At 55.0% G+C, this 12,579-nt stretch carries 10 protein-coding genes and 2 tRNA genes; 7 read left to right on the top strand and 5 right to left on the bottom strand.

The genetic code is table 11. The features are described from left to right. Positions 1-226: 226 nt before the first annotated feature. The 6 genes from hisS to ACO5R6_RS01275 all read left to right on the top strand — a co-directional run bounded on the left by hisS (position 227) and on the right by ACO5R6_RS01275 (position 8,944). Positions 227-1,486: a histidine--tRNA ligase gene (hisS, locus tag ACO5R6_RS01300; protein WP_485625370.1), complete on the top strand. Its 1,260-nt coding sequence runs from the start codon at positions 227-229 to the stop codon at positions 1,484-1,486. A 49-nt stretch (positions 1,487-1,535) separates the two neighbouring features. Continuing rightward, a complete protein-coding gene (gene aspS, locus ACO5R6_RS01295) occupies positions 1,536-3,380 on the top strand; it encodes an aspartate--tRNA ligase (RefSeq protein WP_485625369.1) in 1,845 nt (614 codons plus the stop codon). Between the two features lie 249 nt (positions 3,381-3,629). Then, positions 3,630-4,802 carry an endonuclease/exonuclease/phosphatase family protein gene (locus tag ACO5R6_RS01290; RefSeq protein ID WP_485625368.1) on the top strand — a complete coding sequence of 391 codons (1,173 nt, stop codon included), beginning with the start codon at positions 3,630-3,632 and terminating at the stop codon, positions 4,800-4,802. Positions 4,803-4,923: 121 nt separating this feature from the next. After that, positions 4,924-5,964 carry a branched-chain amino acid aminotransferase gene (locus ACO5R6_RS01285; RefSeq protein WP_485625367.1) on the top strand — a complete coding sequence of 347 codons (1,041 nt, stop codon included), beginning with the start codon at positions 4,924-4,926 and terminating at the stop codon, positions 5,962-5,964. A gap of 134 nt (positions 5,965-6,098) precedes the next feature. Continuing rightward, positions 6,099-6,971: a YhfC family intramembrane metalloprotease gene (locus tag ACO5R6_RS01280; protein WP_485625366.1), complete on the top strand. Its 873-nt coding sequence runs from the start codon at positions 6,099-6,101 to the stop codon at positions 6,969-6,971. Positions 6,972-7,270: 299 nt separating this feature from the next. After that, the gene (locus ACO5R6_RS01275) at positions 7,271-8,944 is read left to right on the top strand and encodes a TRM11 family methyltransferase (RefSeq protein WP_485625365.1); all 1,674 of its coding nucleotides are present in this window, start codon (positions 7,271-7,273) and stop codon (positions 8,942-8,944) included. A gap of 85 nt (positions 8,945-9,029) precedes the next feature. Here ACO5R6_RS01275 and ACO5R6_RS01270 read toward each other — a convergent pair whose 3' ends face one another. From ACO5R6_RS01270 to ACO5R6_RS01255, 4 genes are all read right to left on the bottom strand, one after another. Further along, positions 9,030-9,899, bottom strand: coding sequence for a nitroreductase family protein (locus ACO5R6_RS01270; RefSeq protein ID WP_485625364.1), 870 nt, complete (start codon positions 9,897-9,899; stop codon positions 9,030-9,032). Positions 9,900-10,031: 132 nt separating this feature from the next. Continuing rightward, positions 10,032-10,115: transfer RNA gene (locus ACO5R6_RS01265), tRNA-Leu, on the bottom strand. Positions 10,116-10,142: 27 nt separating this feature from the next. Continuing rightward, positions 10,143-10,226, bottom strand: a tRNA-Leu gene (locus ACO5R6_RS01260). A gap of 58 nt (positions 10,227-10,284) precedes the next feature. Further along, a complete protein-coding gene (locus ACO5R6_RS01255) occupies positions 10,285-10,788 on the bottom strand; it encodes a CYTH domain-containing protein (RefSeq protein ID WP_485625363.1) in 504 nt (167 codons plus the stop codon). A gap of 205 nt (positions 10,789-10,993) precedes the next feature. Here ACO5R6_RS01255 and thrH point away from each other — a divergent pair, with 205 nt between their 5' ends. After that, positions 10,994-11,593: a bifunctional phosphoserine phosphatase/homoserine phosphotransferase ThrH gene (thrH, locus tag ACO5R6_RS01250; RefSeq protein WP_485625439.1), complete on the top strand. Its 600-nt coding sequence runs from the start codon at positions 10,994-10,996 to the stop codon at positions 11,591-11,593. 9 nt (positions 11,594-11,602) lie between these two features. On the opposite strand, the gene aroE is transcribed toward thrH, so the two are convergent. After that, complete coding sequence (aroE, locus tag ACO5R6_RS01245; RefSeq protein ID WP_485625362.1) at positions 11,603-12,475, bottom strand: shikimate dehydrogenase; 873 nt, start codon at positions 12,473-12,475, stop codon at positions 11,603-11,605. Positions 12,476-12,579 lie beyond the last annotated feature (104 nt).

Genomic DNA, 12,579 nt, shown 5'->3' with positions numbered 1-12,579 from the left:
GTCAGCTTGATTCTGATTTGAGAGATAAGAGGCAGGACCCGGAAGAGGTCCTGCTTTTTCTTGCCCGGCCCCTTTGACTTGGCGGGATCCGGCGGGCCGGCTCGCTTGCATCGGCTTAGGCGGATGTCTATAATAAATGCGTTGTACTCTGCCCGAATCGGGCGCCGAGAGGAAAGAAAGAAGCGCTTTTTCCGAATTGTTATAGAAGAAAGACTGGAGGAACCACATGGCCCTGAGCAAGAAGCCGGTCAACGGAATGAAGGATATCCTGCCCCGCGAGGAGGAGATCCGCGATTATCTGACAGGGGTCATCAAGGAGACCTATCGCAGCTATGGATTTACCCCCATTGAGACTCCCTGTATGGAGCATATTGCCAATCTGAGCAATAAGCAGGGCGGAGATAACGAGAAATTGATATTCAAGGTCTTAAAGAGGGGAGAGAAGCTCCATTTGGATACGGCCGAGACAGAGGAAGATATCGTAGACTACGGGATGCGCTATGACTTGACCGTTCCCCTGGCCCGCTTCTACGCCAATCATGCCAATGACCTGGCCAGCCCCTTTAAGGCTCTGCAGATCGGCAGTGTCTGGAGGGCGGATCGGCCGCAGAGAGGCCGCTATCGCCAGTTCACCCAGTGTGACATCGACATCCTGGGCGAGCCGTCGAACCTGGCTGAAATAGAGCTGATTCTTGCCACGACCAGCTGCCTTGGCAAAATCGGCTTCAGGGACTTTGAGATTCGGATCAATGAGCGCCGAATCCTAAAGGCCATGGCTTCCTATGCCGGATTCTCAGAGTCTGACTTCGATGAGATCTTTATTATCCTGGACAAGATGGACAAGATCGGAGCGGCCGGGGTAAACGAAGAGTTGAGGGAGAAGTATGACGGCGCCGCCGTCGACAAGTACATGGAACTCTTTGAGAACCTGTCTGATAAGAGAGACCTGCGCGAGGGGGTTGACTATCTTCGAAAGACTCTGGGAGAATTCCTTGATCCAGAGGTCGCAAGCTCTCTCGAGGAGATTGCAAGTGTCGTGAACGCAAGCAAGGAGGCGGACTTTGCCCTTGTCTTCGATCCCACCTTGGTTCGGGGCATGAGCTATTATACCGGGACGATTTTTGAGATTGCGATTCCCGAGTTCGGAGGATCCTGCGGAGGGGGCGGACGCTATGATAAGATGATCGGCGGCTTTACCAGTCATGATACGCCGGCCTGCGGCTTCTCCATTGGTTTTGAGCGGATCGTTCTTCTGCTTTTGGAGTCGGATTTTCAAGTCCCAAAGACAGGGAGGAAAGTAGCCTATCTGGTCGAGAAAAACTATCCGGCAGAGAAGCTGGCCCTACTGATGAATCAGGCCCAAAGAGCCAGAGAGGCGGGAGAACAGGTTCTCCTTGTCCGCATGAAGAAGAACAAGAAGTTCCAGAAGGAACAGCTGTCTGCTGAGGGCTACGAGGACTTCCTCGAGTTCTTCAACAGAGACTGAGCAGCGTTTGTTGCGTTCACTTTGTTTGAGCAGAGAAAGAAGGATATCAATGGCAGAATCAATGCAGGGACTGCGCCGCAGCCACCGCTGCGCAGAACTCTCGGAGGCCGACATCGGCCGTAAGGTCACGCTTATGGGCTGGGTGCAGAAGCGGCGGAACCTGGGCAGCCTGATTTTCGTCGACTTGCGCGACCGGTCCGGCCTGATGCAGATCCTCTTTGATGAGAATATCGTGGGCAGCGAGGGCTTTGCTGCAGCAGGCAGTGTCAGAAGTGAATATGTGCTGGCAGTGACCGGCCGGGTGCAAAAGAGAGAGGCCGCTGTCAACGAGAACTTAAAGACCGGCTCCATTGAGTTGGCCGCCCAGGACATCCGCATCCTCAGTGAGTCGGAGGTTCCCCCCTTCCCCATCGAAGACGGGATCAAGACCAGGGATGAGCTCCGTCTCAAGTACCGCTATCTGGATTTGCGCCGGCCGGAAATGCAGAAGAAACTGATTCTCAGGTCCAAAGTGACAAGCTTGATCCGCAAGTACATGACAGAAGACGGTTTCCTGGAAATTGAGACTCCCATGCTGCAGAAGTCCACGCCTGAGGGGGCGAGGGACTATCTGGTTCCCTCTCGTGTGCATCCGGGTTCCTTCTATGCCCTGCCCCAGAGCCCCCAGCTCTTCAAGCAGCTCCTGATGGTGTCCGGTTTTGACCGCTATTTTCAACTTGCCCGCTGCTTCCGCGATGAGGACCTGCGCGCCGACCGACAGCCGGAGTTCACCCAGGTGGATCTGGAAATGTCATTCGTTGACATGGAGGATGTCCTGGAGGCCACGTCCAAGCTTCTGCGCAATGTCTTTCGGGATGCCATCGGGGTGGAGGTTCCGGATCCGATTCCCCGCTTAACCTGGCAGGAGGCCATGGATCGTTTTGGCTCTGATAAGCCGGATACCCGTTTTGGGATGGAGCTTGTAAATGTCTCCGATGTCCTTTCCGGCTGTGAGTTCGCCGTCTTTCAGTCTGCTCTCGCATCCGGCGGCACAGTTCGCGGGATCAATGTCAAGGGACAGGGAGACATGGGACGCAAGAAGATCGACAAGCTGGTTGATCTGGCCAGGGCATGCGGAGCCAAGGGCTTAGCCTACATTCAGTGCAAGTCTGACGGCACGGTCAAGTCCTCCTTCTCCAAATTCTTGCGCGAGGAGGAGATGAACGCCCTCTTGGAGGCTATGGATGCCAAGGCCGGTGACCTGCTTCTCTTTACCGCAGACCGGTTCAAGACGGCAGTGGAAGTTCTCGGACAGATTCGCCTGACTCTGGCCAGAGACCTGGACCTGATTCCGAAGGATCAGTTCCATTTTCTGTGGGTTGTCGATTTCCCGGCCTTCGAGTGGTCGGACGAGCAGAGCCGCTTCCTGGCCATGCACCACCCCTTCACCATGCCCTATGAGGAGGACCTGGACAAGCTTGAGAGCGGCGATCTGGGATCCATTCGGTCTAAGGCCTATGACATTGTCCTAAACGGCGTGGAATTGGGCGGGGGATCCATTCGTATTCACCAGGACCAGGTGCAGGAGCGCATGTTTAAGGCACTCGGGTTCACGATCGAGGAAGCCCGTGATCGCTTCGGCTTTCTGCTGACCGCCTTCGAGTACGGTGTCCCCCCGCACGCGGGTCTCGCCTTTGGCTTGGACCGGATGATTATGCTTATGACTGGAGCGGAGTCCATTCGCGATGTGATCGCCTTCCCCAAGGTCAAGGACGCCTCAGACCTGATGACCCAGGCGCCCTTGCCGGTCGATGGCAAGCAGCTTGAGGAATTATCTCTTGAGACCCTTGCTATAGAGGGAGAGGAAGAGAAGGACGAAGAGAAGGACGAAGAGAAGGACGAAGAGGAGGCATAGGCTCGAGCGATCAAGCGAAAGACCATAAATCAGGCAGATAAACGCAGAGAGGTCTCTATGACGGGCGGGGAAGAGAATCCCGGTCTGGGCAGAAAGAGAGACCTCTCTTTCTGTATCGAAAGAGAAGTTTCAAAACATAATTTACGTGAAAAAAATATTCAAAATCCGGCCATGGAAATGTGGTCTGTGCTATAGTATTAACATGCGAGTTGCGGACGCAGCGGGGTATATTTTGCAGATGGGGGAAAAATGAGAGAATCGGTTGATCGAACGAAGAGCAAGAAGCATCGAATCAGAAACCGGGTGATACGGACGATCGTTGGGATCCCGCTCGCTCTGGTCCTGGCCTTCTGCCTCTTGATCGGATATCTGAGTCTGACAGAATTCAAACCGGAGGCCAAGGAGACGGTTGCCGTTCAGACGACAGATCGAAAAGAGCTGGGGTCCAACCAGAGGAAGAGCGTCGATGCGGTTCCGGATGAGAAGAAGACCCGGGCGGAGAGTCAGATTCCCACCGGAAAGATGCTGTCTTTCCTCAGCTGGAATGTCGGTTACGGGGCGCTGGGAGATAATGCGGATTTCTTCATGGACGGAGGCAAGGGGGTTAAGACTGCCAGCCGGGAACGGGTGACCCAGAATCTGAACGAAATGATTGAGGAGGTCAAGAGGATTAATCCGGATTTTGCCATGTTCCAGGAGGTAGATACGAATTCGCATCGGTCCTATGGGATTGATGAAAGCAAGGTCTTGAGTCAGGCCATGCCCAAGGGGGAGATGACCTTCGCCTATAATTTCAAGGTGGCCTTCATTCCCTACCCCCTGCCCCCGATCGGGAAGGTGAACGGGGGAATTGAGACGCTGAGCAAATATCAGATCAAGGAGGCGGACAGGATCTCTCTGCCGAACCCTTTCTCCTGGCCCAACCGCCTTGGAAATCTGAAACGGTGCCTGGCAGTCCATCGCATTCAGGTATCCAATGGGAAGGAACTGGTGCTTGTCAACCTGCATCTGGAAGCTTATGACGATGGAGAGGGCAAGCTAGCTCAGACCAAATTACTCAGAGAGTTCCTGCAGAAGGAAGTCGATGCCGGCAATTATGTGATTGCGGGAGGAGATTTCAATCAGATCTTCTCCAATGTGGATGCATCCGCCTATCCGATTTTTGATGGCAGGTGGAAGCCTGGCGTGATTAACGTCTCTGATTTCGGGAAGGACATGCAGCTTCTTATGGATGAGAAGACAGCCTCTTGTCGGAGTCTTGACAGGCCTTTGGAGGGAGCTGACCGGAAGAATTTTCAATTCTACATTATTGACGGCTTCATCTGTTCTAAAAACGTGACGGTGGAGAGCACACAGGTTCAGGATCTTGCTTTTCACGCATCCGATCACAATCCGGTTGTCCTCAGGGCCAGCTTGAATTAGAACCGAATGGCAGCGATAACAGACCGGTATGGGAGACAGGCATTTTCATCCCCCTTTTTCGAGGGCATCGTCTATAATAGGAGACGCATTACAGTAGATCTGTCTGAGAAATGAGGCACATATGGCAAAGCAAAATCTGGACTGGGAGAATCTCGGCTTCGCATACATGAAGACCGACAAGAGATACGTTGCCAACTATATCGGCGCGAGAGGAAGCTGGGATCAGGGGGCTCTGATTGATGACGCCAATATCGTCATGAGTGAGGACGCAGGCGTCCTCCAGTATGCCCAGACTGTCTTCGAGGGCCTGAAGGCATATGAGACCAGGGACGGCCGGATTGTCTGCTTCCGCCCCGATCTGAATGCCAGCCGTCTGCAGGACTCGGCGGTTCGCCTGGAGATGCCCCCTCTATGCAAAGACCAGTTCTTAGACTCGATCCGCAAGGTCGTCTCGGCCAATGCCTCCTGGGTTCCCCCATATGGCTCCGGCGCGACCCTTTATGTTCGCCCCTATATGTTCGGAATCAGTCCGGTGATCGGGGTCAAGCCGGCCGATGACTACCAGTACCGGGTCTTTACTACTCCCGTCGGGCCCTATTTCAAGGGAGGGGCAAAGCCCATCTATGTCAGAATCACAGACTACGATCGGGCGGCTCCCCACGGAACCGGTAATATCAAGGCCGGTCTCAATTACGCCATGTCTCTCAAGGCGATTATGGAGGCGCACCGGGAGGGATTTGCGGAGAATATCTACCTGGATCCCGCGACCCGCTCTACACTGGAGGAGACCGGAGGCGCCAATATTCTCCTGATTGATCAGGAGGATCGGCTGGTTGTCCCCAAGTCCGATTCGATTCTTCCGTCCATCACCAGGAGGAGTCTTGTATATGTGGCAGAACACTACCTGGGAATGAAGGTCGATGAGAGACCGGTTCGCATTCAGGAAGTGCGGGAGGGCAATTTCAAGGAGTGCGGTCTCTGCGGAACGGCGGCTGTGATCAGTCCGATCGGCAAGATCTACGATCACGGCAAGGATATCTGCTTTAGCTCCGGCATGGAGGAGATGGGCCCCTGGATGACAAAACTTCGCCAGACCCTGCTGGGAATCCAGGAGGGGATCATTGAGGCACCCGAGGGGTGGATCTTCGAAATCGGCGAGTGATTGATCATATCTCGGAGAGAAAGTGCAGGCGTCAGAGAGAGCAGTCCTGACGCCTGCGCTTTTCTTAATGCCGGGAGAATCAAAATTAAGGGAAAAGCAAGAGAAGAAGAAGTGAAGATGAGGAGGTCGAACATATGCAGACACAGGTATCGGGCTTGTCAATGGCCTTTATGGCAGTCTCCGGGGCAATTGGCTTTTTTCTCCCCCTGGCTCTGGTCATCTATTTCAAGCGGAAGAAGAAGGCGGACCTGATCTCTGCTGCAATCGGGGCCGCTGTCATGGTCCTCTTTGCCTTCGTCCTGGAGCGCGCCGTCTTAAATCTGCTGGCCGGCTCGCCGCTTCTGGCCCTGATCGGAGGGAATTTTATCAGCTATTCCATCTATGGAGGCCTGATGGCTGCGCTCTTCGAGGAGACCGGCCGCTATCTGGCCATGCGGTTTCTGATGAAGAAGCAGCAGGCCAATCCCTCGAACGCCCTGATGTATGGAGCCGGGCATGGGGGAATCGAGGCTGTGGTCGTACTGACGGTTCCCATGATTAACAATCTGATCTATTCCGCCCTGATCAATCGGGGGATGATCGAGAGTATGGTTTCGCAGCTGCCGGAGGCTTCCCGGGGACAGATGCAGCAAGTGATCGAGCAGCTGGTTCTGTCGCCGGCGCAGACCTTTCTTCTGGGAGGCATGGAGAGGATCAGCGCCATCCTCCTGCAGATCTGTCTGTCGATGCTGGTATGGCTGGCAGTCATCGGGAAGAAGAGCAAGTACTTTGGAGTGGCCCTGATCATGCATTTTCTCGTTGATACGGGGCTCATATTTGTCGTAAAGCTATTCGGTCCGATTGTGGCGGAGGCAGTCCTTCTTCTGGCGGCGATTGTAGCGATCACGCTGACGGCCGGATTCTTTGCGCACATCATCGAAAAGGGGTCGCCGGATGCAGGTGGCCGGGATAAGGAACCATCGGAGGACCCGCTGCTGACGTCTGATCAGGCGGACTCCGATCAATAGACAAAAGTTAAGGCAGCTGAGGGGGTCAGCTGCCTTAAGGGGGGTATAATAATATAAAAGGGGAAGTGACTTAAGAAATACGATTTAGGGGGGTGTATTTCTCAGGTCACGTATAATATAGCAGGGCTAAGAAAATGCAACAAGAGAGAATATAGACAAAAATATTGGGGGAGAAACGTTCTTCCCTTGTTGGATTTGCTGTCAAATGCGGGCTTCTCAGAAAAACGCACAAGAAAGAGATATATTGCATACAATCTACTGGACAATTAGCACATATGCCACCAAGGGAAGAAGCAAAGATGATCAATGAGGAAAGCAGCTATCGCGTCGAAGCGGATGAAAAGAGGATCCTGGACGAGCTCCGCGCAGGCAGGAATTTACGGCGGAACCTGTCCGCCCTTCGGGAAATCCTGCGGAAGAGCCGAGGACAAGTAAGGAAGCGGGAATCCGATGAACACACCTGCGCGGATTGGATTCGCGGCGCGCTGGAGGAGAGAGACTGGCTGACTTTGTTCAAGTCGGAGGACGCCAAGGCGCGTAAAAATGCGGCTTCCCTGGCCGGGGATCTCCTCCGCACGTGTCGGGATAAGGCCTGGTCCGACCGAACCGGCCGGATGCTCTGGGAGGCTTATCGGAAGGAGGAGACGCTCTTTGTGCGAAGCGTCTACCTGAAGGCATTGGAGGGAGGAGACTGCTCTTTTGCCCTGGGAGAGATGCAGGACCGACTGGACCAATTGAGAGCGTGCGCCTGCTCCGAAGAGACATTGGCCCATATCCGGGCCGAGAGACAGGCCCTGGAGTCAATTTTAAGCGAGCTTGGGGCATATGGTGGAGAACTCTGCTGGAGGGGGATCTCGGGGGAGGAAGAGATCCTCTTGGAGTGCCAGCCTTATATCAGGAATCAACTGAAGGCAAGGGTTGATGCTATCTCAAGGAAGCCGGCGGAGTCCCGGATTGTCCCGAGAGGGCTCAGGGTCAGGCTGACAGCGGAAAACTGGGAGAAAGTCCTGGCCTGTCGGATCTATAAGGGCTTCTATATCTATGTGCCCCTGCGAAAGGGAACGCGAGCTGATCGCAAGGGGGTGGCCGAGGCTATCTGCAAGTCCGGGCTCCTGGATATTCTGGGCCGGATCTATTGCAGGAAAGAGGAGCTGGCAGAGGACCCTTCCCGGGAGACCTCCTACCGCTTTCGCCTGTCCCGGATGGAGAGCTTGAAGCAGTCGGATCCCGGGACAAGGGACTGTGATCCGGGGAGAGAGGGCGATTTCCTGCGGCGTCTTGCGGCAGAGATTGAGGAGGAGTCCCGGCATCGCCTGATTAATGTCCCGGGCAGCTATCAGCTTGAGATTCTTCTGGCAGCCAAACGAGACGGGACCTATGCCATCTATCTGAGACCGTCTCTCTATCAGGATCGGCGCTTTTCCTACCGCCTGCATGCGGAGCCGACATCGATGGCCCCCTACAAGGCAGCCCAGATGATAGAGCTCCTATCCCCCTATCTGCGGGCGGACCACCGGGTGATCGACCCTCTGGCCGGTGTCGGAAGCCTTCTGATTGAACGGGCTTACAAGCTTCATATCCTGTCCGGGCGGGCCCGGGGCGGGGATTGCTATGCCTTAGACACCTATGGACAGGCGGTCGCAGAGGGCAGGGAGAATGCCCTTGCCGCCGGTCTGCGGGTTCGCTACATCAACCGGAGCTTCTTCGACTTCAAAGATGAGGATCTCTTCGATGAGATCCTGACGGAGGCGCCCCAGATGGCCGGAGGACAGAGGGAGGAGAAGGAGTATTTCTACCGATCCTTCTTTGATCATGCCATCGGCATCCTGGCCGGGACCGGCCTGATCATGCTCCTGACCCGGGAGGGGAACCTGGTTCGAAAGCAGATCCGCCTGCATGAGTCCCTCTGTTTGAGGGAAGAGATCCCCATGGGAGAGAGGCGGTCCATCTATGTCATCGCGAGACGGTCTTAGCTATTTATGCTGATTTGTCCACTCTCTCGGGGAAAGATAATTTCAAGAGGAAGAAGAATCCCGAAAGGGGCATGATAAAGTCCAATCAGAAGAGGGTGTAGGTCGCCACGGTCTCATACTCTTCCGGCGCACCTAGTTCCGATGCGGTCTTATCGCCCCCGAAAGCCCAGTTCTTTGAGAGGGCATTGTAGCGCTTGTAGACGATGCGGAAGTTGAGCATGGCGGCTCCAAGGTCCAGCCTCTGATCCTCATCGGACTGGATATCATCAGACTTGGCAATCAGATAGAGCTGTCTGCCGGTGTCAATAAAGCGATAGGCCTGGCGGTTTAAGAGAGAGGGGGCAAGACTGGCCGCGTATAGTCCCTTGCCAAGATCGGGATCCACTTCATCGGAAGTCCAGTCCTTGACCATTTGGCCCCACCGGTCCTTATAGGCGATCTCCTGCAGGGAGATCTTAGGAGCGATATGGCCTTTGCGGGTAGACACGCGAACATCGGACATGGTCTTGATATCCAGACGGGGCCCCTCCTCCTCCTTGAAGCCATAGCCGCAGGCGATGATGGCAACCGGCGTCAGATCAGAGGTCCAGCGCAGAGCGGCCTTGGTGGCCTTAATATCTTCTATGGTCAGCCAGCAGGAGGAGAGCCCAAGGTCAGTCAGCTTGAGGATGAGGTTCTCTCCCAGGAAGCCGGCATTCATATACATGTGCTCGTGATCGGCTGACGCGATGACCAGGTAGAGGGGGGCATGAAAGGCGTTGCCCTGATAGCCGACGACCCCCTCCAGCCGGTCTGCCATACCCTTGCAGGCGCTGAGGCTGACCCGGAGATCAGGGACCAATTTCTCGCTGTCGGCAAAATAAGCAGAAATCTCATCGATCAGGGCGTCAGAGACAGGCTTATCATGGTACTTGCGGATGGATTCACGTCGTTCAATCAGTTCTTCGTAATTCATAGATTGCCTCCCGGAAAATCAAGCATATTATGAATCTATTATACACAATGCGAGGGGCTTTCTAAAGAGAAGAAGGCCGATCGAATCCCGCAAATAAAAAATCCCGGACCTAAGTCCGGGACTCTGATCTCATGCGGAAGATGGGACTTGAACCCACACGACATTGCTGCCACAAGATCCTTAGTCTTGCTCGTCTGCCAGTTCCGACACTTCCGCATATCATCTGACAGGCAGATGATGAAGTGCAGGAGATGGGACTTGAACCCACACGACATTGCTGCCACAGGCACCTGAAGCCTGCGCGTCTGCCAATTCCGCCACTCCTGCGCAACATAGATGATAATACAGGACATGGGATTGCTTGTCAACAAGGAATTTCACCGGATCAGGCTCGGGACCGGCCCTTCTTTTTCCTGGTCCACATCCAGTAGGCTCCCATGGAATAACCGGCTTTCTCGGAGACGTCATCACTCAGGTAGGCAGCCAGATCTTGCGGGGCTTGCCAGGCTCTCGCAGCGGCCTCGGTCAGGTACTCGATCTCGGCGTACCAGAACTCCGTGTCAGCACCCCGGTCTACCCGGTTGACCTCCAGCTTCAGGCCGTCGGGCAGGGCATAAGTCCGGCGGATCTTTGGAATGAGGGGGAGGGCAATCATCTCCTCCAGTTCCAGGAACTGATCTCGATGAATCTCGATCTCTGTCTCGCGCCGGACTATGCCCTTGCCGGTCTTGAAGCAGAGAATATAGTGGGTGTCACCGCCGGACAGGGCCTCTTCCCGGATGCGGACGGTGGGATGAAGGGACAGATAGCCCTGCCGCATCTTCTGTTCGCGGATGAGGGGAAGGCCCTCGGGCCAGCCGGTCACCATCCACTTGCGTTCTATTTCCATAGCAATCCTCCTCCCGAGCCTATATAGGAGATTCTATCATTCTTCCGTCCATAAATTCCATGCGGCAATTCCATGCGGCAATTCCATGCGGCAAGTTCCATGCGGCAGTTCCATGCGACAAATTCCATGCGGCAGAGGGGGTCTTGTGGTAGAATCGACCCTAAACGGGGTTGATGATGGCCGCTGCAAGGGAGGAGAGACCGGAATGAATATTGTCTGCCTGGATTTGGAAGGAGTTTTGGTTCCGGAGATCTGGATTGCGTTTGCGGAGAAGACCGGGATTGAGGGCTTGAGGAAGACGACGCGTGATGAGCCGGATTACGATAAGCTGATGCAATACCGGATTGAGATCTTAAGAGAACACGGCCTGGGTCTCAATGAGATTCAGGAGACCATCGCCATGATCGATCCTCTGCCGGAGGCCAGAGCGTTTCTGGACCGGCTGCGGGAGAAGGTGCAGGTTGTGATTATAAGCGATACCTTCGAGCAGTTCGCCATGCCCCTGATGAAGAAGCTGAACTATCCCAGCATCTTCTGCAACCGCCTGAAGCTGGCGGAGGATGGACGGATTGTGGGATATGAGATGCGCTGCAATCCATCCAAGCTGACAACTGTCCAGAAGTTGCAGGAGATGGGATATGATACGATTGCGGCCGGCGACAGCTTCAATGACCTGGGCATGATCCAGGCCTCCAAGACAGGGATTTTCTTTCGGACAACCGAGCAGATCCGAAGGGACTATCCACAGTATCCGGCAATTGAGACCTATGAGGACTTCTACAGGGAGATCCTTGCAGCCCTCTGACCATACGGCTTAAAGCTCTCCCGTGAAGAGGGGACTCACTGTGTCCAGGGGCATGTCTCTGCCGGTCCAGAGCTTAAAGGAGGCTGCCCCCTGAAAGAGGAGCATGTAAAGACCGTTGGCATAAGCCAGTCCCTTCTCCTCAGCCAGAGCCAGAAGCGGGGTGGTCCGGGGCTGGTAGATGATGTCTGAGACAAATAGACCCGGGTGCAGGAGATCTCCTTCGACCAGACTCCTGGGGTCTCCCTCCATGCCCACGCTGCTTGCATTGGTAAGAAGCTGGCTGCTTGCAATCGAGTCGGCCAGGGCAGTCTTGTCCGCCATATCCAGAAGGCGGATGGGAGTCCCCGTCTCCCTTGCGACCCGGTTGATAAAGTCGCGGGTCGAGGCGAAAGAGGCATTCCTGCGCTTGAAGACACGGATCTCCCGGACGCCGTCTATGGCCGCCTGAACCATGATCGAGCGCGCGGCTCCGCCGGCTCCCAAGATGGTCATGGTCTTCTCTCTGATGTCAAATCCCGCATGGCGCAGGGAGTCCAGGTAGCCGATCCCATCGGTGCTGTGACCAAGCAGCCGTCCCTTTTCGTTGACGATGGTGTTGACAGAATTGCAAAGGCGGGAGGCCTCAGAGATCTGATCCAGGAGAGGGATGACAGCGGTTTTCAGGGGCATGGTCAGGTTGGCCCCCAGGAAGTTCATCTCCCTTAAGGCATCTAGGATCAGGGGCAGATGGTCTTGGTCTGTGTCAAAGGCCAGATAGGCCAGGTCAACGCCACAGGCTTGGGCGGCGAGATTGTGCATGGCCGGGCTCATGGAGTGGGCCACGGGGTGACCCAGGAGGCAGGCCAGACGGGTATGGCCGGATATGGTTTTTGCGAGTTTCATTTTCGTATTCATGTCATGTATTTTACAATAAAATGAAGGGCGTTGCAGACTGGACCGCCTTGTTTTATGATGGGGCTATTCCATGATCGGTTCCCATCTGTCTT

This window comes from Shuttleworthella sp., from assembly GCF_057251025.1.
Note: the sequence above shows the minus strand (reverse complement) of the source record. Positions and strands in the feature narration are given on the sequence as shown.

Excerpts from the sequence above, each read along its gene's own strand:
- thrH (WP_485625439.1), top strand. The coding sequence starts at position 10,994 with ATGAATATTGTCTGCCTGGATTTGGAAGGAGTTTTGGTTCCGGAGATC.
- ACO5R6_RS01255 (WP_485625363.1), bottom strand. The coding sequence starts at position 10,788 with ATGGAAATAGAACGCAAGTGGATGGTGACCGGCTGGCCCGAGGGCCTT.
- aspS (WP_485625369.1), top strand. The coding sequence starts at position 1,536 with ATGGCAGAATCAATGCAGGGACTGCGCCGCAGCCACCGCTGCGCAGAA.
- ACO5R6_RS01270 (WP_485625364.1), bottom strand. The coding sequence starts at position 9,899 with ATGAATTACGAAGAACTGATTGAACGACGTGAATCCATCCGCAAGTAC.
- aroE (WP_485625362.1), bottom strand. The coding sequence starts at position 12,475 with ATGAAACTCGCAAAAACCATATCCGGCCATACCCGTCTGGCCTGCCTC.
- ACO5R6_RS01280 (WP_485625366.1), top strand. The coding sequence starts at position 6,099 with ATGCAGACACAGGTATCGGGCTTGTCAATGGCCTTTATGGCAGTCTCC.
- ACO5R6_RS01285 (WP_485625367.1), top strand. The coding sequence starts at position 4,924 with ATGGCAAAGCAAAATCTGGACTGGGAGAATCTCGGCTTCGCATACATG.
- ACO5R6_RS01275 (WP_485625365.1), top strand. The coding sequence starts at position 7,271 with ATGATCAATGAGGAAAGCAGCTATCGCGTCGAAGCGGATGAAAAGAGG.
- ACO5R6_RS01290 (WP_485625368.1), top strand. The coding sequence starts at position 3,630 with ATGAGAGAATCGGTTGATCGAACGAAGAGCAAGAAGCATCGAATCAGA.
- hisS (WP_485625370.1), top strand. The coding sequence starts at position 227 with ATGGCCCTGAGCAAGAAGCCGGTCAACGGAATGAAGGATATCCTGCCC.